Below are 26,282 nucleotides of genomic sequence, written 5' to 3'. Positions count from 1 at the left end.
AAACAATGACTGACAAAACCTATGGATTAGATACAATAGCATTACACGGGGGCCATGTGCCAGACGCAACAGGATCAAGGGCTGTTCCCATTTACCAGACAGCAGCATATGTTTTCAATGATGCTGAACATGCAGCGAACCTTTTTGCCCTGAAGGCATTCGGGAACATCTACACACGTCTGATGAACCCGACAACCGATGTTCTTGAACAAAGGGTAGCTGCCATTGAGGGCGGTACAGGTGCATTAGGTGTAGCTTCAGGCATGTCTGCCATCACTCTTGCAACCCTTGCGGTAACACAGCTCGGGGATGAGATCGTTTCTGCAAATAATCTCTATGGTGGCACATACCAGCTCTTCAATCACACTTTCCCCAAACTTGGAAGGAAGGTAAATTTCGTTGATTCAACAAAACCAGAAGAATTCGAAAAGGCCATTACTGAGAAGACCCGTGCCATCTATGTCGAGATAATCGGGAACCCTAAACTTGACATCCCTGATCTTGAAAAGATCGCTGAGATCGCTCACAATGCTGGTGTCCCTCTCATTGTGGACAACACCGTAGGTGTAGGTATTGTAAAACCGATCGATCATGGTGCTGATATCGTGGTCCTGTCCGCTACCAAGTTCCTCGGAGGACATGGTACTTCCATTGGTGGCATAATAGTCGATTCCGGAAATTTCAGCTGGGACAACGGCAAGTTCCCGGAGTTCACCGACCCTGACCCCAGCTACCACGGTCTGAAGTTCTGGGAATCATTCGGCAATATTCCCGGAATGGGAAACCTTGCCTTTATCCTTAGGGTACGCACACAACTTTTGCGTGACCTGGGACCTGCAATGAGCCCATTCAATGCGTTCCAGTTCATACAGGGTGTGGAAACACTATCCTTACGTGTGAAAAAGCATGGAGAGAATGCTCTGGCGGTTGCCAGACACCTAAACTCACACCCGCTTGTTGAATGGGTGAACTATCCAGGTCTTGAAGACCATCCATCCCATGAGCTTGCACAGAAGTATCTTAACGGTAGTTATGGTGCTATTCTTGGGTTTGGCGTGAAAGGCGGACTTGAAGCAGGCAAGAAGTTCATCGAGAATGTTGAGCTGCTCTCACACCTTGCGAACATCGGGGATGCAAAGACACTTGTGATCCATCCTGCATCCACCACACACCAGCAGCTTACAAAAGAAGAGCGTGAGCAGACCGGTGTGACAGATGATTTTATAAGGATGTCCGTCGGACTAGAGGACATAAATGACATCATAGCTGATATAGATCAGGCATTGGAGAGGTCGCAGTAAGTATGAGTGAAAGGTCTGTAGGCATTGTGGCAACGAACTACCATACCATAGAAGGTGAGTTCCAGTTAGAAGGTGGTCATACCCTGAAGAACATCAGGGTGGCCTATGAGACCTATGGTAATCTCAATAAGGAGAAAAGTAATGCGATCCTTGTCTGCCATGCTCTAACAGGCGATGCACACGCAGCAGGCAGGCACAGCGGCGATGACAAAAAACCGGGATGGTGGGAAGATATCATCGGTCCCGGGAAGGCCCTTGACACTGACAGGTATTTCGTGCTATGCTCCAATGTTCTGGGTGGCTGTAAAGGCACTACCGGACCAGCTTCCCTCGATCCTGACACGGGCCGGCAATATGGTATCACTTTTCCGGTCATAACGATGGGGGATATGGTGAATGTCCAGAAAGAGCTGATAAGCTATCTCGGCATCTCCACTCTTTTTGCAGTAGTTGGCGGTTCCATGGGCGGTATGCAGACGCTTCAATGGTGTGTTGCCTATCCTGAGCTTGTAAAGAAAGCCGTGGTCATTGCTTCTACGGCAGTCTCATCTCCGCAGCAGATAGCTTTCAATGAGGTTGGCAGGAATGCCATTATCTCTGACCCTGACTGGAATGGGGGAGACTATTACGAGGGTGAACCCCCGGCAAATGGTCTTTCCACAGCAAGGATGATCGCTCACATCACATATCTTAGCGATGCTTCCATGCATGAGAAGTTTGGAAGGAGATTGCAACAGGGTGAAAGCTACAAGTTCGATATGACCAATGATTTTCAGGTGGAGAGCTATCTGAAATATCAGGGAGACACATTTACCGGCAGGTTCGATGCCAATTCCTATCTTTATGTTACAAAGGCTGTGGATTATTTCGACCTTTCAAAGAATGGTTCTCTGGCAGAAGGCCTGAAAGATGTGCAGGCAAAAATGCTGGTGATCTCGATAACTTCTGACTGGCTGTATTCACCCTATCATTCAAGAAAGATAGTCGAAGGTCTTACTGTAAAGGAACATGATGTAAGTTATCGTGAGATCGAATCCAGTTATGGACACGACGCCTTCCTGCTCGAAAGCGGCCAGATCAATTATGTAATTCATAATTTCCTGACTCACACATCCGTTGCTGATGTAATGACCGAAAAAGTTGCTACCATCAGGGAAGGTGTGAGCATAGAAACAGCTGCAAAGGTCATGTTCGAGGAGGCCCTTACTCATCTGCCTGTCGTTAATGAGAATGGCTGTCTTGTTGGTATTGTCACTTCCTGGGACATCTCAAAAGCGGTTGCATTGAAGTGCAACAAGCTGGAGAATATAATGACCAGGGATGTTCTGACGGCTTCCCCTGATGAACCGATAGTAGCTGCTGCCAAGAGACTGGAGCGCCACAGCATCTCGGCTTTGCCTGTAGTTGGCGAGAAGAAAAGACTGATTGGTATCATCGATAGTGAGGATATCAACCGACTGATCGGTTGATCCTTTTACTTTCTATTTATTCATATTATTTATTATGTATGTATTTTATATAATTCAATAAATTGCAGATTAACCCATCTGCTCTGGAGTAAAGTGTTTACTAAACTCTAAAGATATGGCTGGTAGCACCGATAAGACATCCACTTGTGGGATTTTATCATGTTCTATTATGCGTTGAACGTTTTTTCAATAGCTTAAGAGCATTTATTAAGGATTTCTACAGAGCCAAGATGTAGTTACACTTAAATAGTATCGTCTCTTTTAAAATTTTAAAATTCAAGTATATATATTTCGTTTAAAATAACAAATTATTAAAAGGGAACAAGTAAAGAGAAATTGATGGACGACCTTACAGAAAGGATGGCTGAGAATAAAGGAGTCGAGTCGAAGATCAAAAAACTTGCACCTCTGCCAGAAGGGATTGATGATGCTGATGAGTTCCTCGGGGAATACCAAGAAGCAAAAGACGGCTTGGGATCTGAAAAAGAGATAAAGAACCAATTGCTGATAGATAGAGCTGAAATGGATGAACCTGACATATCATCTGAGGAACTGGAGATCCTCCTAAGAGAAGCAGAAGACAAATTCCAGTCAGTCCTCAGAAAAGGCAAGGCCATTGAAAAGGTAATGGAGGTCACTTCACAACTCTCAAATGATATAGATTCTGATACATTCGGTGATCTGAGAAAGGACATGGAAGAATACGTATCTCTGATGACCAACAGCCGCTACACTAAGATCGAGATGGATGAGTGTCTTCCAGAAGGCTTTGTTCGCGATGATGGAGAACTCCTGACCTATGACCTGCTTTCTGCAGGAACCAAGGATGTGCTATCACTGGCTTTGCGTGTCTCAATGGCCAACCATTTCCTGGGAGATGATGGTTTCATGATAATGGACGATCCATTTGTCGATATGGATCCTGAAAGGCAGAAGAATGCTGCTGAGCTGTTGAAGCGGGTTGCTGAGGACAAGCAGATATTGGTATTTACGTGCCATCCATCGCATGGGGAGTTGTTGGAGGGGAGTCGGCAGGAAGTTTAATTATAAACTAGTGTTGACGAAATAAATTACTGCTATTCGCATCTACAAATCAGAGATTTTTAAAAATTAATTAATGTAACATAGACAAACAAGAGGTAGCATATGAACAATAATGAGAATGAATTGGTGAAAACAGGAAGCTCTATGTAAATTGTTGAAAAGTGCAAATGAAGGTACAATAAATGCTGCCGTAATTGAAACCTTTGAATAATAATACGATCGTTATCATATTATGTACTCACGCAGTAGCAAATGCATTAAAGAGTGAAGTTGAACCTCACTCTTCTTCAATTTAAAAAATATTTGATGTTGGGCAATTAAGTGTATCATATATCTCATTCTTTGCTTCGTTAATGAGATCAATTGCTTCATTTCTTAATCCAAAAGTCCTTTTTATTTTGTTAGTTATTTGTTTTCATCCCCGTCTATATCAAAGCCTCCGCTGATGATAAAGTCTTTGAGTAGCTTTTCGATTTTGATGCTTAACCGGAATTCGGGGATACTCATGCCTTCTACGGCTTCAAAGTAGGCTTTTGCTTTGCCCCTGTCTACGGTTTTCTTCAGGTCGTCGAATCTGCCGTATTCATTGATGTTCGCTTCGGTAATACCGACATTCATAATGTTTTCCAGCTTTGGAATATCAATCCCTAGAGCATTAGCTAATTGGCGAACTTGCTCGTTTTTTGCACGGAACTGGTATTCATTGATGTAGTCCCTGAAAGGCTTACCGTCCTCAATTTCAACATTTCCGCTTTGTACATCATGGATAAAGATATTCGCATATTTCTGTTCTTCTTGGGTAAGGGTCGCAAAAGATTTATGCAACTCGTCTAGAGTTGCTTGAAGCTGGTCTTGGTCGATACCGTCTTGAAGCAACACTTTAAGATATTTCTCAAAGCGTGAGTTCATGTAGTCGATATCGATTCTGCCAGTGTCGATAGCTACCAAATATCCATCGATATCAAATGGGATATCCCCGATGCCAAAGCCGTTGCCTCCTGTAAAAAGCTCTTTATAACGCAAAGCTAAGATCAGATAAGTATTCTCGTCGAATGCCATCTCGACGACTTTATTGGGATTCTTAAAAGTATATTCCTGTTGCTTCCAAGTGAAACCTTGTATCTTAGCTGCTTCCAGATAGTCATTTAGACTACTGAACAGCGTGGCAAACCTGCCGCACTCGTCCACATCATCTGGCAGGTGGGAAAAGTCCGTGATCCCTGCCAAAGTAAACAGGTGCGAAATATCTGCGAAGATTTGATTCATCTTCCCCAGGTTGTAGTCCAGATGTTCCACGAACAATCCAAGTGGCTTATTGCCTGAGTAGAGAGCTACCGCATCGTTGATGTTTCGTTCCATCGTGCTTGGCTTACGGTAATAGCGAATCGTACCGAAAGGCTTATCTGGACCAAACAGACGGTTAGTACGAGAGAACGCCTGAATGATGTTCTCATATATGGGCATCTTATCCATATAAAGGGTATTGACCCATTTGGAGTCAAAACCTGTGAGCATCTGATCAACAACAATCAAAAGGTCAAGCTGTTTTTCAGGATTTCGCTCGATACGCTCATAGGGCTTTTTATGAGCCAAGCGTGCTGAAATATCCTTCTTGAATTTCGCATGAGTAGCCAAAGTAAAGTCCTGATCATACCTTGCATTGTAATCTTCCAGAATCTCAACAAGGCCGTCTTCCTTGAACTTCACGCCACCGTTATTATCAATGTTTGGATCAAAGAGTGCCGTGATTTTCAAGCCCTTCTTTGTCTCTTTGATGAGCCTATAATACTCGATGGCTTCTGAGATACTGCTCGTAGCAAAAATCGCATGGAACTTCGAGGCATGACTCAACCGCAGCCAGTTATCCAAAATATCCTGAATGACCGTTTTCTGGTGTTCGGCACGCTCATACTGTTCTCTTGGCAGATAGTCTTCAATACCTTTGACATATTTACCACTCTTTTCGTAGTATCCAGCCATTTTTACAATATTCACGTAGTGGTAATATATTTCTGCTTTCCTCGGGTCTTTTATAGCTTCTTGTTTCGTAGCAGCATTCGCCTCCCTCAGCGCCACCGCTTCACGCAGATCAATGTCCTTATAGGTAGAGACTTTATACGGGTCGAAGCCGAGCACATTCCCGTCACGAATACCGTCAGCAATACTATAGCGGTGTAGCTCATCACCAAAGACGGTTGAAGTCGTGTTCTTTTTTTTCTGATTCTCTTTCTGAATGGGTGTACCGGTAAATCCGAAAAACACGGCATTTGGGAATGTCTGCTTAACGGTGATCAACATCTCGCCAAAAGTAGAGCGATGTGCTTCATCCACGATAAAAACGATACGTTTCGATTTCATCACCTCAATGTCTGCAGCATTAAACCCTCCTTCTTCGTCCTTAATGTTACTCATTTTCTGAATTGATGTAACAATCAGGGTATCGGCAGGATTCTTACTTTTGAGCTTCGTTATGAGAGCGTGGGTGTTCTCAGTCGCTTGCACTTCTTCATTATCTTCCGCAAAAGCACGATACTCATGAAGTGACTGCGTACCAAGCTCGATCCTGTCCATAAGGAAGATTACCTTGTCGGCATCCTTCGAGTTAGCGATAAGCTGAGCAGACTTAAAGCTCGTCATCGTTTTACCAGATCCGGTTGTGTGCCAAATATAGCCACCGAGTAGTTGTTTATCGCTCCAGTCAATCTTTGACACACGGTCAGAGATTGCATTGGCCGCATAATACTGATAGCTGCGCATAACCTTCAGCACGCCATCAGAATCATCGGCAACCGTATAGAAACCAATCAGCTGGTGAGCCATAGGAATCGATAAAAGAGAAGTCGTGATATCTTTCCAGTTGTTGATGGGGTCGTTATTGAAATCTGCCCAATGGAAATAAAAGTCCTGATTAAAAACACCGTCTGGGCCGGGATTAGCAAAATAGACCGTCTCTTCTGGTTGCATCGCCACAAATACCTGCACCAAAGAGAAGATTCCCGAAAAGATACCCTCATCAGAGTACTTCTCAATCTGGTGATAAGCTTGGCTCACAGGAATGCCATTCTTTTTCAGTTCAACATGAATAACAGGCATACCGTTAATAAGCAGCATCAAATCGCCACGTCGGTCGTTGAGAATCTTCGACTTAGATTTAAATCTCGGCTGCTGAGCAATCTGGTACCTGCTTTGCCCAGCAGCTATCTCACGTCGGTCATAAATTTTGAGGCTGACTTCTTTACCGAGATGGTCAGGATCGTCCGGGCTATCACGGGTAATGGAGACCGTCTTTCCGTTAATAAAGCCATTGAGCTTTAAAGGACTGCGAAGTTCTAGAAGTTGTTCTAAAATCTGCTGCATTTCCGTATCTGTCAAAGGAGCTTCATTCAAACGATCAATGTCACGATTATTCTCAAACAGAATATCTGCCCAGTTTTTGAGTAAATCTTCTTCTGTCGGGCATTTCAGAACATGATTTTCCCAACCCCTATTTTTCAAGGCATCAATCATGGCTGCTTCTAATTCCGCTTCGGTTTTAAATATCACAAAATCACGCTCCTTTCTTATACAAACATCTTCTCAAGACAAGCTTTTTTCATATTTTGCAATTTTTCAAGCTTACGCTGATGAAGGGTGATGAGGTTATCGAAGTTGTCAAAATAGCTACCAATTTGTTCTTGTTCATCTAAATCCATTGGTGCATTAATACTAATTTTCATCATTGTATCCGCATTTAATTTAGCACGACCACCGCCAACTAAAAATGATTCAATATTTGTCTGTGTAATACCATATTTAAGGAACTTGTTATCGGCTATCATTACCTTCGCTTGAAGCACGTGAGCGTGGTTATTTACCCATATTCTCCCGTTTACATACTGCACAGGATAGTTTTTTAAATCGTTCGCACCATCTTCTGCGACAAGAATAAATTCGCCATCGTGAGTATAGCCTTCAACATAGTCTTGGATACCGTTCGCACCGTAGTAAGGGGTGCTGCCCGATACTCTATCTGATGCCGTAATCGGTACTCGTAAGTTATCATATCTATCTGCCAAAGCATTTAACTCATGTTGTTCCCAAGTGTCAGTAAATCCGGCGAATCGAATCTCTGGGCCATTGCAACCATTTTTTGGAAACATTTTTTCCAGCATGGCTTTTTTAACATTTTTCAATTTTTTAAGCTTGCACTGATGAAGGGTTATAAGGTGATCGAGGTGATCAAAAAAATCACCTATTTTCTTTTGTTCTTTTTTTGAAGGAGAAATCATTTCCTCAAGTGAAAGTAATTTTTCCGGACTAACTAATTGTCTTTTTACTACAGTACCTTCTTCAAACCGCAATGCCTTTAATTTGAACCTTTCTGTTGTTACAATTCGTTCTATAAACGATGGTATTTCTTCCGTAGTAAAAGTTACATAAATTGGTGAAATCACGCCTTTCCCAAGTTTATTTCTATCTATCGCACCATATTTTAAATTTGCTGGATTATATACAATATCATTGTATTGTGTCAACAAATAATTCTTGGAAAATTCATCTGCAATTAGTTGATCTCTGTTATTAGTTTTTCTTTCACTCAAATCTATAACTCCTTGTCCAGAAGCAAATGCAAGACGTGGAGCATCTTTAGATTGACGTTGCAATATTCTTCTAATAACCAGCACATCACTCAACTCACGCGGTTCCCAATCGTCGGTGAAACCTTTGAACCTGATGACAGGCGCTTTTGCTTTTTCAGCCATCATTCACCTCCTAGCAGAGCTTTCAGTTCAGTCAGCCCATTCATATCCACATCGCTGCCGGTGAGCTGCTCAAGTGTGGACGAGATCGTTGCCTCCATTTTTGTGATTTCTGATTCTACCTCAGAGAAGGTAATAGCGTATTTATCCGCCAGTGTTTGCACCTTCGTTGCGAGGTTGTCAAGGATGACTACAGGCAGCTGTTGTAATTCTGCCATCAGCGGCGTAATCCATTTCTTTTCCAATAAAGAATGAACTTGTTCGTCTGCCAGGTTTTCAACGGTTTCTTTTGTGAGCGAGTTCAGTTTGGCTGAATCAGTCTTAATGGATTTCTTCAGGTCCTTTTTTTCATCGAGTAAGCTCTTCACGGCGAGGAGTTTCCCCTCTGGGCTGTCCTCTGCGTAGTCGGCAGTATCGTGCCCCTTGAGCAGATCGTTAGCCGCTTTTTTCACAGGGTCTGTCAGAAATGCGGTGTTGTCGTCATTTAAAACATCGGTAAGGTCCTCTATTTCTTCTTCCGTCAGTGAATCAAGGATTTCTTGCTGCTCTATTATGACCTGCGTTAGGCGTTCTTCTTTATCTTTTAAGGCTACCGCTTCCTCGTGAAGCAGCATTTCTTGTACTAGGTCAAATGGGATGATTCTACCTAGCCAGCCTTCTTGAACTTCAACATCTTTGCCATTCTTTTTCTTTACAACTATATTGGGTTCGACTTGTTTAGTAGCTCCGAACCCTTCTGTTTGGATAATTTCCAAGTCAACAGTTATCTTGACCCACTTATCATTAAGAAGCTGGTATGCCCTGTATTCATCCACCAGCGGCACAGATGCTAGACGATTAAAGATTTCATTGCTAAGCACAGTTTCTTCTTTGGAAATGTTCAAAGTTTCCATGCCCTCCACAAGATGGCTGTACAGCTCGGCATCAAAACCGACGAAAGCACTTGCATAGTGTTCTTTGAAAGAGACTACATTCGGATGGTTTTTGATGATATCCTTGAGGTTTCCCTCAGCGATATGCACATGCTCACCAGAGCCTACCGTAAACAAATCCATCTTCAGCTCAGGGAAAGCCTGCCAATAAGCAGAGAGTTCTTCAATTTCCTTTTTTGGTATACCTCCGAACATGGAAGCGTAAATGTCCCAGCTTTCAGGAGCTTCGGAAGAATCCACATAACGTGGGATATTAAGATTGTATTCATTTCTTCGAATCTCGCTACGGCTGACTACACGAGCAAACTTCGGCACATCTTTACGCTCAGCTACAGTATCAGCGATTCGTTTGATATTTGATGCCTGAAGCTTGTTATTTTTACCGACCTTAATGAAACCCTTAGAGGCGTCGATGATAAGCACGTCCGTGTTCTCACGCTTTTGCTTAAGCACCATAATGACGGTTGGTATGCCTGTTCCGAAGAAAATATTGGCTGGCAGTCCGATAATAACATCGATATGGTTGTTCTCGATCAGATTCTTACGGATTGTTCCTTCTTCACCACCACGGAATAAAACACCGTGCGGAAGAACGATGGTCATGATGCCATCGGGCTTGATGTGATACAGATCGTGCAGTAAAAAGGCGTAGTCTGCTTTACCTTTTGGTGCCAGACCAAAACGGGCATAGCGTGGGTCAGTGTCTTTGCCGTCCGAATCCCAGTGTTGCGAATACGGTGGATTTGAAACAACCGCATCCACATAAAGCGGGTTATAGGTGCCAACTGGGTCGCTATCTTCTAAATACGGCCAGTCGTCCTCTAGGGTATCAGCGTTGCGAGTCGTGATATTTGACGGCAAAATACCACGCATGACCAGATTCATACGGGTAAGGTTATATGTGTTTTCTTTCAGCTCTTGTGCGTAATATTTGATGTTGTTATCATCATCGATGTGCTTGGTAACGCTACGCCCGATATTAATTAACAGGCTGCCTGAACCGCTCGTCGGATCGTATATCTGGATTTCCTTACGATCTTTCAGGTGATTAGCGACGATTTCGCTCATCAAAAGCGATACTTCATGCGGAGTGTAGAATTCACCGGCTTTCTTGCCTGCGTTAGCTGCAAAGTTGGAAATGAGATATTCGTAGATGAAACCTAAAACGTCATAGTCCTGTTTGCCGTCCATCGGGATATCTTTAATCAGCTGAATGAGATTGCTGATGGCTTTCGTCTGTGAGCCAGGGCTTTCGCCCAGCTTGGATAGACCTGTTTGCAGGGTCTTAAAAATGTCATCATAAACTTTTTTATAATTGCTATCAATTAGGCGACTGAAAGCCGAAAGCGCATCACGCACATTGGAAACATCAAAATCTTGGTCCATTGACAGCCAAGTAGAAAACAAGTCTTCATATGCGATGAAATAGCCGATATTGTCTTGGATGTACTTGACGGTTTCAGTATCTTCTTCACTTAATTGCTTGATGTCTTCAGCTGTAGCACCATTGCTTTGCATGAAGCGGACTTCTTTATCAGACAGGAATTTATAAAAGATAAAACCAAGAATGTAATCCTTGTATTCGTTCGCCTCGATTTTGGAACGCATCTTATTTGCAGATTCCCATATTTTTGTTGCTAATTTTTGTTTATTCATAATACCCCTCCAATAATCTCTTTTTTTGTTGTTTTATTAAAAATTCTTTCAATACATACTCGGCAGCATCTGCGATTGTATTTTTTTTATTTGACATAAACACACCTCTTTAAAACATCAGGATATCTTTTAAATTTAAACTATAATATTTATTAATTTTACTTTGGATAAATAAATTGAATTTAGTTATTCATTTACTTCCCATTCAACCACTCACAAATGCCCTTATAATCACAGAAGAAACAATTAGGCTCTTCCTTCACCTCAAAGTCCTCCTCCATGATATCTGCAACTGCCGTCTTGATCCTCTGAACCACAGCCTCCACATCCTTCTCAGAAACATCCACAAGCCTGAGTTCCTCAACACCTGGATTCACATACAGATGTCCTGCCTGAACTGGGAGCTTGCCGTATTTTTCCTTCACAGCAAGGCAATATAGTGCGATCTGGACATCCTCTTTCAGCTTCTTCTTGCTGGTGGTGGTCTTTCCTGTCTTGTAGTCGATAACAACATATTCTCCGTCAGGGGTCTTATCGAGTCGGTCGATGAGTCCTGCAAAGTGGGCTCCATCAAGTTCAAGGTCGAACCATTCTTCGACCTCAACGGTCTCATTCTTACAATCCTTTTCAAGATCGAGCCAGAACTCAAGCATTTGTTCCATCTTTCCAAGTTCCTGCTGCTCCTGGGTATCTGAGGGGAAAGCTGAGCCATCCCAGATATCATCAAGCATTTTGTTGGCAAGCTTAAGGTCTATGGATTCGCCCTGCATCTTGAGCTTTGATAGCTGTTCGTATACCGAATGCACATCAGTACCGACCTGGAAGTAGGCTTTCTGAGGAGTCGGTATGTTGAGGACTGAATTGTATTTGAACCTCAAAGGACAATCCATGTATTCCTTTATCTTTGAGGCAGAGAACCGCATGTCCGGATCAACAAGTGGTGGGACATGGTCATCGATCAGATCCTCTATCTCCTTTGGCTCTTTAGGGTTCACCCTTAGCAGATCATCCAGATCGAAGGTGGCAAGATTTCCATTGAGCTCGACCTCTTTTAGCTGTGCAAGTACCACAAGGGATTCCAGAGCCTCCTTGATCTGACCCTGCCTGGTATACATGCTGGCCAGCCGTTGGTACTCATCCATCTTGACCTTCAGAGGGGATTCCATGCTTAGCTCCTCTTGCACGTCTGCTTCTTCAGTCTCTATATACTCAACAAGAGGATTGGACATGTAGTTGATCTGTTCCAGGAACTCGCTGGGTTTCGCACCTCTCTTGTTCCCGGCATATATTTCCGGGAATACAAGGTACAGATGTTCCCTGGCACGGGTCATTGCAACATACGCAAGTCTTCTTTCCTCTTCAAGATGCAGCACCTTCTCCTCTTCGTCCCTCTGAGCACCTTTTGCAAGCTGGGAAGGCACTGTGAAAGGCTTTTTCATATGGGTCAGAGGCAGGTGTCTTGCAGCCATATCACAAACGAACACGACCTTAGCTTCTTTGCCCTTTGACTGGTGTATTGTCATGACCTTGACAGTGTTCTCTTCACTGGACTCACCATCTTTTATGTCCAGCCCGAAAACAAGTCCTACGTGTTCCATAGCAGTCTCGAACTCACAACCTCCATCGACAAGTTCAAGGTCTTCCACCATCCCAACAAGCGAGTTAAGGATGCTGATGTTCTTCCTGGACTTTGTCGTATCCTCATGCATCTGGGAACGGTAGAGGTCCGTTTTCTCCATCAGCAAATGCTTTACAGTATCAGATGGAAGATGGTTCTTCTTGAAGTCCAGCATTCCCTCGATCCTGGCCAATATTGACCGGACAAGGTCTTTCTGCGTGATAGCTATCTCATCAAGATGGTCAAGAAGAACAGAGTATATCCCATCGCCTTCCAGCTTATGCTTCCTGCTCAGCTTGCGGGCAAGGATGTTTATCTTCTGAAGGTTATGCTCGGTCACACCCTCCCTTGCAAAGATCTTTGCAAAAGCAATACCGTTGTTGAATGGATCTGCAACAACATGTATGTAAGCCAGAGCTTCCTGTATTATAGGGAAACTCGTTAGCCTTAGACTGCCAACGTACTCCACAGGTATCATTTTGCTTTTCAAAGCATCGTTGAACTTCTTTCCATCGGCTCTTTTTCTGGTAAGTATGTAAATGTCGTTCGGCTCAAGTCCCTCTTCATTTACAAGCCTGTTTATCTCATTGGCCACCCATTCAGCTTCACTGATATCATCAGGGGTCTTTACCACCTTCACCTTATCCCCATCACCTTTGTGGGACACAAGGTTCTTTTCCTGTCTTTCAGGATTGTGCTTTATGAGCTGCTGTGATATTTCCACTATCTGTGAGGTTGACCTGTAATTTGTCTCAAGAGGGATTTTTTCAAGAGATCGATAGTATTCCTGGAGCTGGTTTATGTTGGAAAGGTAGGCACCCCTGAACCTGTAGATACACTGGTCATCATCTGCAACACAGGTCAGGTTATTCCCATCTGCGATCAGATGTATGAAGTAGAGTTGGGCATAGTTCGTATCCTGGAACTCGTCCACAAGGATGTAATCGTAACGACCTTTTACCTGATTTTTCACAACCTCGTTATCCTGCAGGAGGTTACAGGCAATGTTGATCATATCATCATAGTCGATGAAGTTGTTGTCTTTCTTGTACTGCTGATAATGTTCATAGAACCTGGCAAGGTCACTGAGCAACTGCAGAACACTTTTTCTCTCTTCATCGAGATCAGGTTCACTGGCTAATCGGTTGTCGATATGATCCTGCAGCTCAGAAGGGGAAATAAGATGGTCATGGAACTGGGATACACCCTCAAGCATACTGGTTATAAGGTCATAAGGCTTTGAAGGAATCTCAATATATTCAAACCCAAAAGAATCGATATTGTTAATACCCCAAACATGGGAATGCTCCTTTGAGATAAGCCTCACATTGTGGTTTATTCCAAGATAAAGAGAGAATTCCCTAATCAGGTCATTGCAAAATGAATGGAATGTGGATACGGTTATCCCGGTTCCCACACCAATTTTCTTTTCGATCCTCTCCTGCATCTCCCCGGCTGCCTTCTCTGAGAATGTTAATGCCAATGTCCTTTCTGGAGATATTCCATTTCCAATAAGGTTGACAACCTTCTCTGTTATAGTAAGCGTTTTGCCAGATCCTGGTCCTGCTAAAATTAGCAAGGGGCCATCAGTATGATCAACAGCTTTGGATTGTCCTTCGTTAAGTCCCTTGGATTCCATTTTGATACTCCTACATCCCTATCATTTTGCCAGAAATTATTCTTGGTACTAAGATCCACTGAGCATATTCAATTCTGCTATTTTTGGAATGATTCTTATTTAGATATTAAACAAATTATACTAGTCCAAACATAGTAACTCTTTAAATAACTATCTGAAACATATGCAATTCTTCCAAGATTGTTTCTTGATAATTCTGCGTAGAATCGATTATCACCATGGCTCAGATACATTACACAGTTAATACAAGATCCATCATCCGGTATTTCCATCTACATTTTCCACTAATATTCTTTTTGTATGAATGGAGATGTTAAGATGGCCCTTAACTTATCAATAATTAAAAAAACAATATTCCACCTAATTTCAAGATGTATAGTTTTGCTGTGAGCTTCTAATCAGAATTGATTATCCCTGATGTCCATCACAATATCTTTTCTTTAAATATCCACTACCCACTTCATATTTTTTACCTCTTTTATCATGTGGTAATTTTAACAGTTTCAAATACGATAACTTGTGGAAGGAGCTAGAGCTCGCTTCCAGATTTTTTAAGCTATCTTTCTCTTTTCATTACAACTGTTTGTCACTGGCACAGAACTCTTAATGCCTTCCTAGCTTCATTTTTCACATCGGAATCTTCAGATACATCCTCGATAACCCTTTCAAGTGCCTTCAGTGCACGCGTCGACCCTATAAGTCCCAAGGCCTTCGTCGCATAGTAACGGACAGTCACATTTTCGCTTTTCAATGTTTTCACAAGTGGTAAAACCGTGAGAGTTTTCGGCATCATTGCAAGTGTTTCACATATCCTTTTATTCACAAAGGTTTCTTCATCATTCACTGAATCAATAATGATCTCAACTGCTTTCCTGGTTCTGAATGATGCAAGAGATCGTTGTACAGCTTTTTTGAGTAAAAAGTGTGGCCCGTTAAGTCTCAGCGAGTGGACAAGCGGCTTTATTGCTTTTTCATCACCGAGCTGAGAGAGGATATCTGCAGCAAAAGCAATACTGTTGTAATGTCGCTCATCAGATCCAAGCATTTCAATGAATCTGTCAACTGCTCTTGGATCATTCCTTCTATGAAGAGCTTTTGCAGCTTCAGTGGCAATTTCCCGATCACTTTTGGACATTAACTTGAAGAATGGTTCAGTGACGTTCTCATCAGTAAGCTGGTCAAGTTTTTTTACCGTACTCAAGCAGATGCTAACGTTCTGCTTTTTGAGTATCTCTATAATAGTGTTCAAGGCAGCCTCATCATCTTCTTCAATCAGTTTTTCTGCTGCCATGGTCCTTATCTCAATGTCCTGGTCATTTAGGAGTTCGTGAAGGACGGGTAGTGTCTTTGGATCATCAATGTAACAAATAGCCTTTAAGGATCTAAGACGGGATGATCTGTCTTTGCTCTGTAACAATAGAATAAGAGGTTCAAGGGTCAGATTGCCCATGTTCCCGAGGATGCGGGTAATGTCATTAGCAATTTTTGATCCCGGGTCCTGCAGTTCAGTGATAAGGGGCTGTATAGAAGTGTTTCCCATCTTTTCTAATAGATTGCGAATACGTTTCTCTTTTCTGGGAGTATTGTATATTTTTAGTTGTTCGATGAGTGCGGTTGCAGCAGCAGGACTCTGTTTGATGAGTTCTTGTTCTGCTTTTTTCTTTACTGAGCGGATGTCGCTGTCAAGGTCTTTGATATAGTTTTCTATAGCCATAAGTTTTGCTCCATTCAAAAATAATTTTATTTATATACAAGTCTATCTCAGTGATACTTAAATCAATCGCTTAATTGCTAATATATATTCTAATTAATTTTTATAACCGTAGTTGAAATTATGGTTATGATCTTTTGAATTGATTATCTAAAAATTTAATGGTAAGAAGTTCCCTGTACAAATTTGTAACAAAAAAATACAAGGTATATAAATTCGAAAACATTCATTAACTGACTAGGAATAACTTAGATGTACAGCAATTATTCCATTAAGAAAACGTGAACGAAAGTCAATATGCTGGGATGCTATGTAAAAGAAAATATAAAGTCCAAGTAAAAAAGGAATTGATCAAAAAAAAGAAAGGAGGTTTATTCCCTCCTTTTCATTCCATCTCTTTTTCGGTTTCTAGGACCTTCAATGATATCTTCATCACAGAATCCGGGTTGAGCGAGATCGATTCGATACCTTCTCTCACAAGGAACTCTGCAAATTCGGGGAAATCACTGGGTGCCTGACCACAAATTCCACTGTGTTTGCCATTCCTCTTTGCTCCCTGAATTGCCATGGAAACCATTTTCTTCACAGCTTCATCCCTTTCATCAAAAGAAGAGGCCAGTATCTCAGAATCCCTGTCCACTCCAAGGGTCAGCTGGGTAAGGTCATTGGAGCCAATGGAAAAACCATCGAAGTATTTGCTGAACTCATCTATCAACAACACATTGCTTGGTATCTCACACATGACATATACCTGCAGGCCGTTCTGCCCTCTTTCCAGACCGTTCTTTTTCATTTCAGCGATCACTTTTTCCGCTTCTTCCACACGCCTGCAGAAAGGTATCATAAGGATAAGGTTTGTAAGTCCCATCTCATCCCTGACCTTCTTCATGGCCTTGCACTCAAGTGCAAATCCTTCCCTGTAGCGTTCATCATAATAGCGGGATGCTCCCCTGAAACCTATCATGGGGTTGCTCTCTTCGAACTCGAAATATTCTCCCCCGATCAGGCTTGCATACTCGTTCGATTTAAAATCGCTCATGCGCACCACTACGGGTTTCGGATAGAATGAAGCCACAATGGTCGCTACACCCTGGGAAAGCTTTTCCACGAAATAGTCTTCCTTGCTCTCATATCCTGCCGTGAGCTTTTCAATTTCCTCAACCACACTCTCATCTTCAACCTTTTCAGGATGGATCAGTGCCATTGGGTGGACCTTGATGTAACTCGAGATGATGAACTCAAGTCTTGCAAGGCCGATACCATCGTTCGGGATCATGGAAAGGGAAAAGGCCTCTTCCGGATTGCCGAGGTTCATCATCATCTCGGTTTTTGTCTTTCCCAGACCCTTGAGGTCAACGGTCTCTATGTGGAAAGGCAGTATACCTTCGTAGACCCTGCCTATATCCCCTTCAGCACAGCTTACTGTGACATCCATACCGTTATTCAATTTTTCAGTTGCATCCTCTGCACCCACGACTGCCGGAACCCCGAGCTCACGGCTGACGATAGCCGCATGGCATGTCCTTCCACCTTTATTGGTGATGATGGCAGCCGCACGTTTCATGATAGGTTCCCAGTCAGGAGTGGTGGTGTCAGCTACCAGTATCTCCCCATGTTTGAAAGAAGAAAGCTTGGACACATCATCGATCACATGCACCGTACCAGTTGCTATCTTATCACCTACACTTCTGGCAGTGACGAGAACGTCCGACCTCTCATCAAGGTAATAGGTCTCAAGAACATCCTTTCTTTTCCTTGACTGCACGGTCTCAGGTCTTGCCTGTACAATGAAAAGCTCCCCGGTGTTGCCGTCCTTTGCCCATTCTATGTCCATTGGCACAGCCTGGCCTTTCTTTTTGGAATAGTGGTCTTCGATGGTAGCAGCATATTTCGCAAGCAGGAGTATCTCATCATCGTTGATGCAGAACTTTCTCTGGTCTGCAAGCGGGACTTCCACATTACGGGTAAGTATGCGGGAATCTCCACGTCCGTATATCATCTTTATCTCTTTACTGCCTGGCTTCTTCTTGATTATGGGCGCATAACCTTCCTTTAAGGTGGGCTTGAATACGTAGAACTCATCCGGATTGACAAGCCCCTGCACGACGTTCTCGCCAAGACCGTAGGCGCCTGTTATGAATACAACATCCTCGAACCCGGATTCGGTGTCTATGGTGAATATGACCCCGCTGGATGCAAGGTCTGAGCGTACCATCTTCATGACGCCTATTGACAGCCCTACCTTGAAGTGATCGAACTTGTGGTGCACACGGTAGGAGATCGCCCTGTCCGTGAAAAGAGAAGCAAAGCACCGGTTGCATGCATCTTTCAGGGAGTGGTAGCCGTGTACATTGAGATAGGTTTCCTGCTGCCCTGCAAATGAAGCATCTGGAAGGTCCTCTGCTGTTGCAGAACTGCGAACCGCTACATCGGTCTCAGATCCATACTCTTCGCTCAGTTTGTCATAAGCTTCCTTGATCTCTTCCCAGAGATCATCCGGTATCCCGGCATCGAGTACTATGCTCCTTGCTTTTTTCCCTCTTTCAGCAAGGTCAGTGACATCGTTTGTATCAAGTCCTTCCAGACTATCCTTGAGTTCTTGCAGCACACCTGCAGATTCCAGGACATGCCAGTAAGCATCCGCTGTAACTGCAAAACCGTTTGGTATCTTAATATCCTTCTCGGTCAGTTCCCGGTACATCTCACCGAGTGAGGCATTCTTACCTCCCACAGAAGGTATATCCTCTATGCGTATCTCTTCGAACCATCTAATGTATTTGCTCTCTCCCATTGATTAACCCCCAGTTATTAGAATGAACTATTCTTTTTAACTGTTAATTAGATTAATTTCTATGGGTATTAGACTTTTTGGAGAAGGGGATATAGTTGATAGAATTGATTCCAAAAAAGAGGAGGTATGATACAAAAGCTGATCACCTTTGTATCCATGCACTTGTTTTTTCTTATCTCACTCTGACAGAACCACAATGCTCACAGCTCCACTTTGTGGGGGCAGACTCATTGCAACTGCAGGTCCATAGTAAGCTTCCACGCGTGTTCCTTTTGTGAGGTCTTCAACAGACAACTCATTTCCATTCTCGTCTTCAATTGTTGTCTGCTCGCCGATACTCAGGTAGATGTCACATGGATATCCTTCACCTATCTCAACATCGTCCTCATCCAGAAGGACCATTGTGCTGCTGGTCCATTTTTCAGTTCCAAGAATTGTCCCGATGGTCTTTACAGGCTGTAGAACACCCGGTTTTTCGTCTTCATCAAGGACGACAATGCTAACGGCTGCACTCTGTGCTGGCAGGCTTCTGGTTGTAGCAGGTCCGTAATATGCTTCTATCCTTGTTCCGTTGTCAAGGTCTTCAATGGTGAGTTCGTTCCCATTGCTGTCTTTAATGGTTGTTTCCTGGCCGATCTTCAGATAGATGTCACATGGATAACCTTCACCAATGTCGCTTTCATCCTGGTCCAGAAGGAGAACTGTTGTACCATCCCATGTTTCTATTCCGATGATAGTAGCAATGGTATTCAGAGGCTGCAGTTCGTCGTTGTTTCCACCATCAGCAGTTGGACCTTCTGCTTCCAGCCCACCGTTGTCTATCAGTATCTTTTCATCTGCATTAGCATTCATTATCGTGGCACCGGCAGTTATGACTGCGAGTACGAGGAGTACAAATAATGGTATGTATGTGTTTTTCATTTTATCACCTTGGGCTATATGATGTTATTAATTGGCTTCAGGTGATAGAATGAGTACTTCTTATATATCCATTACTTTAACTACAGTTCAATTTGTAGTCTTCTGAATGCGTTTTTTTAAAAAAAGAAGGCGGTTTGACTCCGCCTTTAATCGCCCTTTTTCGATTCCCTGATCTCCCTTATGCGCCTTACTGCAATTTCTCCAAGGAACAGTAATAATGCAGCGATCAGGAAGTAAAGCTTCTGGCTTTCGGACCTTTGTACACTCTTAAGGGAATTTCCTCTTGCATCAGTTAATAAAAGAGCAAGAGCCTCATTCTCGGTGTATGTCTTACCGCCATTTGCTTTGATGGATACAGGAAGGTCCTCGTTCATGCCTACATCACGGTACTCGATGGCATAGTTCACAGCTATCGGATAGCCTGAAACATCGTGGAAACCAATGTTCTTCGGGTCGATCGTGGTCTCATAGGTGTTCCTTCCGGTGACCGCAAGTTCAAGGGTATCGCCTTTGTATCTCAAGACAGGTGTGTTCCCATCGTAATGGGTGATGTAAAGCGTAGCCGGAGTTCCGAACCATGTATCCTCAGCCTCAACGACAGTGCCCTCCTTTACCTGCGGATTGCCGATAGCCCAGTTCATGGTAGATGATATGAGCTTTGAATTGTTACCCGAATAAATCTGGGAAGCCCATGTGTTCTGCCCACCTCTGCCGTTATCCGTGGTAATGGTTGCTACCCTGCCAAGTCCGTATCTCCATGTGGTTACGACCGGTTTACCGGTGGCTGTGATGATTATTCTGTCTGCGCCTGGTTTTGGGGTAACGTCATTGTAACCGGTGATGTTACCTTCGATCTCGATGTTGCGGGTGATGAAGTGATTTGGATTGTATTCTATAAGCGGGAATGATGTTATTTGTGGAACATCTTCTGCCTCCTCATCAGGGATCTCTTGATCCTCGAATACAAGGTTCGCACGTTCCCCCTTCTCAATGAAGAAATATGTTCCGTCCACACTCTTCATTAATTCCTCTGAATAACGGTTTCCAGATCTGTCATACTGTGAAGGAGCACCCTGTTCATGGATGTGGATGAAATAGAAATCGATCCCTTCATCGTGTATCTCTTCTACTACTGCAAGGCTCTCATCATATGATTGCGCGAAACCACCATCTGATATTATTATAATGTCAAGTTCTCCTGATTCGGTCTCAAGCCATTCTTGTGCTATCAAAAGACCCTGGTCAAGGGATGTGTCACTTGTAGCACCTGGAGCAAGTGAACTGATACTTTCTTCAAGTTTTTCAAGATTTGAATGTGTTCCGAGATATACCAGACCATCGGAAACATCGACACCTTCGCTTCCAAAGGCGATAACTCCTGCATATGCATCCCTGAGGTTCTCGTTCTCAAGTATGAATATAGCATTGCCGAGAATGTCAGAGAGCGTTTCATGGGCAGCTGTGCTTTGGGAAACATCAAGTATGAGAACAATGCTTCTGCCACCTTTCCAGTCAGTGGGCCTTGAAGCTACAGGAAGCAGATCTTCAAAGGAAGAATCAAGATAGTTCCCACGGTCGAACGAAGCCTCGCCACCTACCAGGACCAGGCCATTGCCTTGGGATACGTATTCCTTGAGCTTATCAATGTCACTTTCCGATAGTTCTCTCATATTGACATTATCAAGTACGACGGTTTTCTTATTGTCAAGATCGGTAAATTCTTTTGAATTCGAGACATCGTATAGGTTGTACAGTATATTTCCAAGGGGTGCACCTGTATCGCTTGTGATCAGATTGATATTAGGTTTTGGAACAACGTAGACGGACTTGTAGTACACGTTGTTGATGTCATCTTTATCCTCGGTCAGCGGTTTAAGTTCCACTCTCATCTCCTGAGCACCGAGTTCTCTGAAAGTGAATGGAACACGAATTGTCCTTGTGCGTGTTTCCTGTGTGAAAGTACCACTTCTGATGAGTGTGTTCCCTGCATAGACCTCAAAGCTGTATCTGATCTCATCTTCCTCTGCCTGGGATACCAGTATATCGAACTGGTTCTCGTTCCCGATGACCACGATCTTGTCCCCAAGCATCTGGACACTTATATCGTTCCTTTCGAGGTCTGGTGCAACGGAATAAACTGTCGTACCCATCTCCTTTGCATACTGGAGGGATTCGTCAATGTCCTTTCCGAAATTGCTGTTACCGTCACTGACGAGCACTATCTGGTTGTCTCCGGTGGAATATTGTTCGATGGCATCTCCAAGGGATGTGCTCTCGCCGGTCAGGCGGATGAACGTTGTCGGAGTATTGGCTGTGAGCGACTCATAGACGTTCATTCCCACACCTTCCTCGAACAGGCTCATACTGGCGGTCTCATCGGAGATCACCACAAGGTTCGGGTTCTCGTCACTTGTCACATCACTGACAATGGCAGTGGGAGATGCAAGTGCGATTACCAGAAGTGAGAGCACTATCATGCGTGAGATGATAATTGGTCTTCTTGCTCCTTCCCTGAGAAGGAAAAGGCCTCCTATTATTACAGGCACTATCAATGCAAACATCAATGGTTGTTCGAACGTGAAGGTCATAGTTCACCCCGGTTTCTAATGATAAGGATCTCAAGGACTACCAGCAGCATGGCAATGATGATTAGGTAGATATCAATGTATTTATTTGCAGTATATGTGGTCTGCCTTATGGTATCGCCACCTTCATTCGATGTTGCTCTTTCAAGGACGTTCGAGGAGTCTATCGTGGTATCGGACTCCATATCATCGTAAAGGTTCACGGCTATTCTTTTGCCGGCGACCTCATAGACACCCACTTCATCATAGAGCAATCTGCTAGTGGTCATAGTACCTGAAGGAGTTGTGACCTCCTGCTCCTTTGACAATGCTGAAACGGCACCGGTCTGGACATTGTAATCTCCTATGTCGCCAGTACCTCCAAGCCATGCGATAACCTTTGCCCAGAACACAGGATATTCCGGAAGGTTGTGGAAGTTGTTCCATGCCTCCTCTCCGAGCATATCGCTCAATCCGAGGTACATGACAGTACCGTCACCTACATTCCAATATGCAAGTATGGGTATATCCGAGGGAGTATCAACAAGGGACACTGCATCAGACCTGATGGTAGAGTTCAGATAAGTGTAGACGGCTATATCCTCGAACTTCACTTTTTTTGTAAGCCTCGTTTCCTGTTCGACCTTCAGTGCCACACCTTTACTGCTCTCTGATGTGGCGATGATCTTTACAGGAAGCAATTGCATCATGTCGATGTTCGCATTCTTCGGGTCAAGTGTGGGCGAGGCGATAACAAGAATGTTCCCGCCGTTATTGGTAAAAGTATTAAGCCTTGCAGCTTCTTCAGAGGTTATTGCCCTTTTTTGTGTATCGACAACAATGACCTTATAATCACTAAGGTCGGCAGGCACGTTATTGGATTGGGTGGCCTTTATGTTCGGTAGCAGCGAAAGGGCAGTTGACGATGGCGAGCCTTTTACATCGGTAACAAGGAGCAGCTCGTTCTGCACGTTTGCCGGAATTGATACATAGGCAGTATTATCGACTGCAAGTTTGTCTTCCCTGTCTATCGTTATCTCCGTAATGCCGGTTCCAAGGTCTGTCAGCTTGAACTGCTTGGTCGAAAATGGGGCAATATCAAGTGTCACACTCTTCTTGTTCTGGCTTCCCGGTGTGTCGATGATCATCTTGACGTTCTGTGTCGTTTCCATGTAGTTCTTGACAACACAATTGTAAGTGTAGCCCTCTTCCTCTGCATCGATCCAGCCTTGAATTATACCTACATTGTCAGTTGGTGAGCCTACTCTTACAAAGGTCACTTTCAGTCCGTAGGATTCAGCAAGTCTCATGGCCGACACAGGGTCTTCTCCCTTCCAGTTAGTAAAATCTGAGATGACAACTATCCTACCTCCTTCATTGGAAAGGGTTCTCATGGCATTGGTAATTGCACTGGACAGGTCTGCAACAGAACCTTTTGGAGTAAGGCTGTCAAGGGCGTTCTTAGTAGCTGAAGAACCGCCGGCTTCCAGCACATTCACCGGAATGTTCTCTGCAAGTATTATGCTGTTCTTCTTACTGACATAGGTCTTGGCAATATCAGTGGCACTATCGAACCTGCCCTCAGTGTTCATACTGGCCGAGGCATCGATAACGAATATCGTATGTTCGCCGCTAAGTTCCTCCTCAGCGGTATAGAACGGTCCGGCGATAGCAACGGAGATCAATATCAAAATGAGCAGTTGAGCAAGGAATATCGGGTCCTTTATAAGTCGCCTCAATGATGCAAATCTCTTCTTTTTCTTCTCTGCAAGCATCAGGAACATGAGGGAAGGTATTTTCAGTTCCAGAGGTTTTGGGCGTAACAGGTACAATATGATAAGTGGGATGATACTTGCCAGTGCAGCAAGTCCGAGTATGTTAGCAAAAGGCATTACATGTGCCTCCTGTTGATGGCATTGAAGAACGCCTCGAAGATGGGCGTATCGGTCGTGAATGTATACAGATCAGCACCTACGTGGTTACAGATGTTCTGTATGCCATCGATGTGTGCCTGTAGTTCTTCCTGGTACTTGTCCTTGAAATTATTACTTAGATAGGTCTTCAGTTCATCATTGGTCTCAAGGTCCATCAGCTTGACATGACCGTGCATTGACAGATCGCTTTCGGAAGGGTCAAGCACCTGTATGAGAATAAGGTCATGGTTTGAAAGTCTGTAGATCGCTGATTCAATGGATTTGAGGTCTTCCATGAAATCTGAGATGATGATCACGAGTGAACGTGACTTTATCATCTTTTCATATAGCTGGACACAGTGGTCAAGAGCTGTCTGACCTTTAAGTTCCACTTCCGCAAGTTTATCGATATCCCTTAATAAATGCCGTCTTCCTCTGTGCGTCTGGGATATGGCGATATCTTCGGAGTAGGTGGATATGCCAAATTTATCGTTATCCTTTGTGACAAGGTATGCAAAGCCGGCAGCAAGCATTGCACCATATTCGAACTTTGTGACAGTGTCAAGGGCATAGTCCATGCTATTGCTTGAATCGAGAAGTATGTGTGTGGTTACTGATTTGTCTTCCTCGAATTCCCTTACATATAGCTTTTCTGACCTTGCATAAACGTTCCAGTCAATGGATTTTAGGTCATCTCCTGGGTGGTATTCCGCATAGCCCATCGTATCGAGCCCCTGTCCCTTCCTGTGGGAGCGTCTGCTTCCTGCATAAGCACTGGAGACCCGCTTCCTTACCAGAAAAGTAAAGCGGTCAAGCTGGCGGAAGAAATCCACATCTATACGGTGTTTTCTGTCACTCATGGTTCAAGCATCATATTGTTGTTTGTAGGCTTTCCTTCTCAGACTTAACGATGCTTATCATTTAACTTTGGCAAGGATCTCCTTTATCACATGATCCTGTGATATTCCACGTCTTTCGGATTCGAAAGTGAGGATGATCCTGTGCCTTAATACCGGATATGCCATTGCATCAATATCTTCAACGCTTACAAAGTTCCTGCCCCTTATCAATGCACGAGCCTTTGCTGCCAGAATAATTCCGATAGATGCCCTTGGGGAAGCTCCGACCTCAATAAATTCCTTCCATGTACGGGTTGCCATAACTATCTTGATGGCTCTTTCTTTTATATCATCTGCAATTGGCATGTCCCTTGTAAGACGCTGGAGCTGCAATACCATATTCTTGTCAAGCACTTTGCCCACATGCGGTTCGTCAGACTTGGTGTAGCGTCTGACGATCTCTTTTTCTTCTTCAAATGAAGGATAGTCCAGAACGATCTTCAAAAGGAACCTGTCAAGCTGCGCTTCCGGCAATGGGAAAGTTCCTTCCATTTCTATGGGATTCTGGGTTGCAAGCAGGAAGAAAGGTTTGTCAAGGATAAATGTATCGTTGCCTACTGTGACCTGTTTCTCCTGCATGGCTTCAAGCAATGCAGATTGTGTCTTTGGGGAGGCACGATTAATCTCATCGGCAAGGACAATGTTGGCAAAGACGGGTCCTGGCTCGAATTTGAACTCTTTTTTCCCGCCCGTCTCTTCAATAAAGTGTGTGCCTGTGATATCTGCCGGCATAAGGTCAGGAGTACACTGGACCCTACTGAACCCAAGGTCCATTGTCTTGGAGATAGTAGAAATTGTAAGTGTTTTTCCAAGACCGGGGTTACTTTCCATCAGTGCATGTCCGTTAGAAAGGATCGCAATGATTATCTGTTCTACCGTATCCTTCTGTCCTACTATGACCTTGGATATCTCATTGAAAAGTGCTGTAAATGCATCACCAGCACCTCTGTAAGTTTGTTCAAGGTTTCCTGACCTTGCATCATTGGAATTCATGTGGTGTTCTCCTTTTATTGCAATTGGTGAAATTTATTGGTGGTGTAAATTGATATGTCAATGTGATGTATCGATGAGCGTCGATGTTAATT

14 protein-coding genes are annotated in these 26,282 nt (G+C 43.6%); 3 read left to right on the top strand and 11 right to left on the bottom strand.

Going from position 1 to position 26,282, the window contains the following annotated elements:
* The first annotated feature begins 5 nt into the window (after nt 1–5).
* The 3 genes from AC20MK_RS06655 to AC20MK_RS06645 all read left to right on the top strand — a co-directional run bounded on the left by AC20MK_RS06655 (nt 6) and on the right by AC20MK_RS06645 (nt 3,814).
* Nucleotides 6–1,301 (top strand): O-acetylhomoserine aminocarboxypropyltransferase/cysteine synthase family protein, encoded by a 1,296-nt coding sequence (locus AC20MK_RS06655; RefSeq protein ID WP_487355093.1) that lies wholly within the window; start codon nt 6–8, stop codon nt 1,299–1,301.
* A 2-nt stretch (nt 1,302–1,303) separates the two neighbouring features.
* Nucleotides 1,304–2,770 carry a homoserine O-acetyltransferase MetX gene (gene metX / locus AC20MK_RS06650; RefSeq protein WP_487355092.1) on the top strand — a complete coding sequence of 489 codons (1,467 nt, stop codon included), beginning with the start codon at nt 1,304–1,306 and terminating at the stop codon, nt 2,768–2,770.
* A 339-nt stretch (nt 2,771–3,109) separates the two neighbouring features.
* Complete coding sequence (locus AC20MK_RS06645) at nt 3,110–3,814, top strand: ATP-binding protein (protein ID WP_487355091.1); 705 nt, start codon at nt 3,110–3,112, stop codon at nt 3,812–3,814.
* Nucleotides 3,815–4,219: 405 nt separating this feature from the next.
* On the opposite strand, the gene AC20MK_RS06640 is transcribed toward AC20MK_RS06645, so the two are convergent.
* The 11 genes from AC20MK_RS06640 to AC20MK_RS06590 form a co-directional block, all read right to left on the bottom strand.
* Nucleotides 4,220–7,357 (bottom strand): type I restriction endonuclease subunit R, encoded by a 3,138-nt coding sequence (locus AC20MK_RS06640; protein ID WP_487355090.1) that lies wholly within the window; start codon nt 7,355–7,357, stop codon nt 4,220–4,222.
* A 17-nt stretch (nt 7,358–7,374) separates the two neighbouring features.
* Nucleotides 7,375–8,559 carry a restriction endonuclease subunit S gene (locus AC20MK_RS06635; RefSeq protein WP_487355089.1) on the bottom strand — a complete coding sequence of 395 codons (1,185 nt, stop codon included), beginning with the start codon at nt 8,557–8,559 and terminating at the stop codon, nt 7,375–7,377.
* Entirely contained in the window at nt 8,556–11,141 is a 2,586-nt protein-coding gene (locus tag AC20MK_RS06630; protein WP_487355088.1) for a type I restriction-modification system subunit M, read from the bottom strand. The genes AC20MK_RS06635 and AC20MK_RS06630 overlap by 4 nt, the downstream gene beginning before the upstream one ends.
* 194 nt (nt 11,142–11,335) lie before the next feature.
* Entirely contained in the window at nt 11,336–14,398 is a 3,063-nt protein-coding gene (locus tag AC20MK_RS06625; RefSeq protein ID WP_487355087.1) for an ATP-dependent helicase, read from the bottom strand.
* 586 nt (nt 14,399–14,984) lie between these two features.
* A complete protein-coding gene (locus AC20MK_RS06620) occupies nt 14,985–16,112 on the bottom strand; it encodes a HEAT repeat domain-containing protein (protein WP_487355086.1) in 1,128 nt (375 codons plus the stop codon).
* Between the two features lie 382 nt (nt 16,113–16,494).
* Nucleotides 16,495–18,900 carry a phosphoenolpyruvate synthase gene (ppsA, locus tag AC20MK_RS06615; protein ID WP_487355085.1) on the bottom strand — a complete coding sequence of 802 codons (2,406 nt, stop codon included), beginning with the start codon at nt 18,898–18,900 and terminating at the stop codon, nt 16,495–16,497.
* 177 nt (nt 18,901–19,077) lie between these two features.
* The gene (locus tag AC20MK_RS06610; RefSeq protein WP_487355084.1) at nt 19,078–19,821 is read right to left on the bottom strand and encodes a hypothetical protein; all 744 of its coding nucleotides are present in this window, start codon (nt 19,819–19,821) and stop codon (nt 19,078–19,080) included.
* 146 nt (nt 19,822–19,967) lie between these two features.
* Complete coding sequence (locus AC20MK_RS06605) at nt 19,968–22,409, bottom strand: vWA domain-containing protein (RefSeq protein WP_487355083.1); 2,442 nt, start codon at nt 22,407–22,409, stop codon at nt 19,968–19,970.
* Nucleotides 22,406–24,277, bottom strand: a complete 1,872-nt coding sequence (locus tag AC20MK_RS06600) for a DUF7408 domain-containing protein (protein ID WP_487355082.1) — start codon at nt 24,275–24,277, stop codon at nt 22,406–22,408. The genes AC20MK_RS06605 and AC20MK_RS06600 overlap by 4 nt, the downstream gene beginning before the upstream one ends.
* Entirely contained in the window at nt 24,277–25,158 is an 882-nt protein-coding gene (locus tag AC20MK_RS06595; RefSeq protein ID WP_487355081.1) for a DUF58 domain-containing protein, read from the bottom strand. Before AC20MK_RS06595 ends, AC20MK_RS06600 begins: the two co-directional genes overlap by 1 nt.
* Nucleotides 25,159–25,215: 57 nt before the next feature.
* Nucleotides 25,216–26,190 carry an AAA family ATPase gene (locus AC20MK_RS06590; RefSeq protein ID WP_487355080.1) on the bottom strand — a complete coding sequence of 325 codons (975 nt, stop codon included), beginning with the start codon at nt 26,188–26,190 and terminating at the stop codon, nt 25,216–25,218.
* Between the last annotated feature and the right edge of the window lie 92 nt (nt 26,191–26,282).

The sequence above is a fragment of the Methanococcoides sp. DA23 genome (assembly GCF_057593895.1).
The sequence above is the reverse complement of the archived record's forward strand: the minus strand, read 5'-3'. Positions and strand labels throughout refer to the sequence as shown.

Bases quoted from the DNA above. Each gene is read 5' to 3' on its own strand.
- AC20MK_RS06590 (WP_487355080.1), bottom strand. From the start codon at position 26,190: ATGAATTCCAATGATGCAAGGTCAGGAAACCTTGAACAAACTTACAGA.
- AC20MK_RS06595 (WP_487355081.1), bottom strand. From the start codon at position 25,158: ATGAGTGACAGAAAACACCGTATAGATGTGGATTTCTTCCGCCAGCTT.
- AC20MK_RS06635 (WP_487355089.1), bottom strand. From the start codon at position 8,559: ATGATGGCTGAAAAAGCAAAAGCGCCTGTCATCAGGTTCAAAGGTTTC.
- AC20MK_RS06605 (WP_487355083.1), bottom strand. From the start codon at position 22,409: ATGACCTTCACGTTCGAACAACCATTGATGTTTGCATTGATAGTGCCT.
- ppsA (WP_487355085.1), bottom strand. From the start codon at position 18,900: ATGGGAGAGAGCAAATACATTAGATGGTTCGAAGAGATACGCATAGAG.
- AC20MK_RS06645 (WP_487355091.1), top strand. From the start codon at position 3,110: ATGGACGACCTTACAGAAAGGATGGCTGAGAATAAAGGAGTCGAGTCG.
- AC20MK_RS06620 (WP_487355086.1), bottom strand. From the start codon at position 16,112: ATGGCTATAGAAAACTATATCAAAGACCTTGACAGCGACATCCGCTCA.
- AC20MK_RS06610 (WP_487355084.1), bottom strand. From the start codon at position 19,821: ATGAAAAACACATACATACCATTATTTGTACTCCTCGTACTCGCAGTC.
- AC20MK_RS06600 (WP_487355082.1), bottom strand. From the start codon at position 24,277: ATGCCTTTTGCTAACATACTCGGACTTGCTGCACTGGCAAGTATCATC.
- AC20MK_RS06625 (WP_487355087.1), bottom strand. From the start codon at position 14,398: ATGGAATCCAAGGGACTTAACGAAGGACAATCCAAAGCTGTTGATCAT.
- AC20MK_RS06655 (WP_487355093.1), top strand. From the start codon at position 6: ATGACTGACAAAACCTATGGATTAGATACAATAGCATTACACGGGGGC.
- metX (WP_487355092.1), top strand. From the start codon at position 1,304: ATGAGTGAAAGGTCTGTAGGCATTGTGGCAACGAACTACCATACCATA.
- AC20MK_RS06630 (WP_487355088.1), bottom strand. From the start codon at position 11,141: ATGAATAAACAAAAATTAGCAACAAAAATATGGGAATCTGCAAATAAG.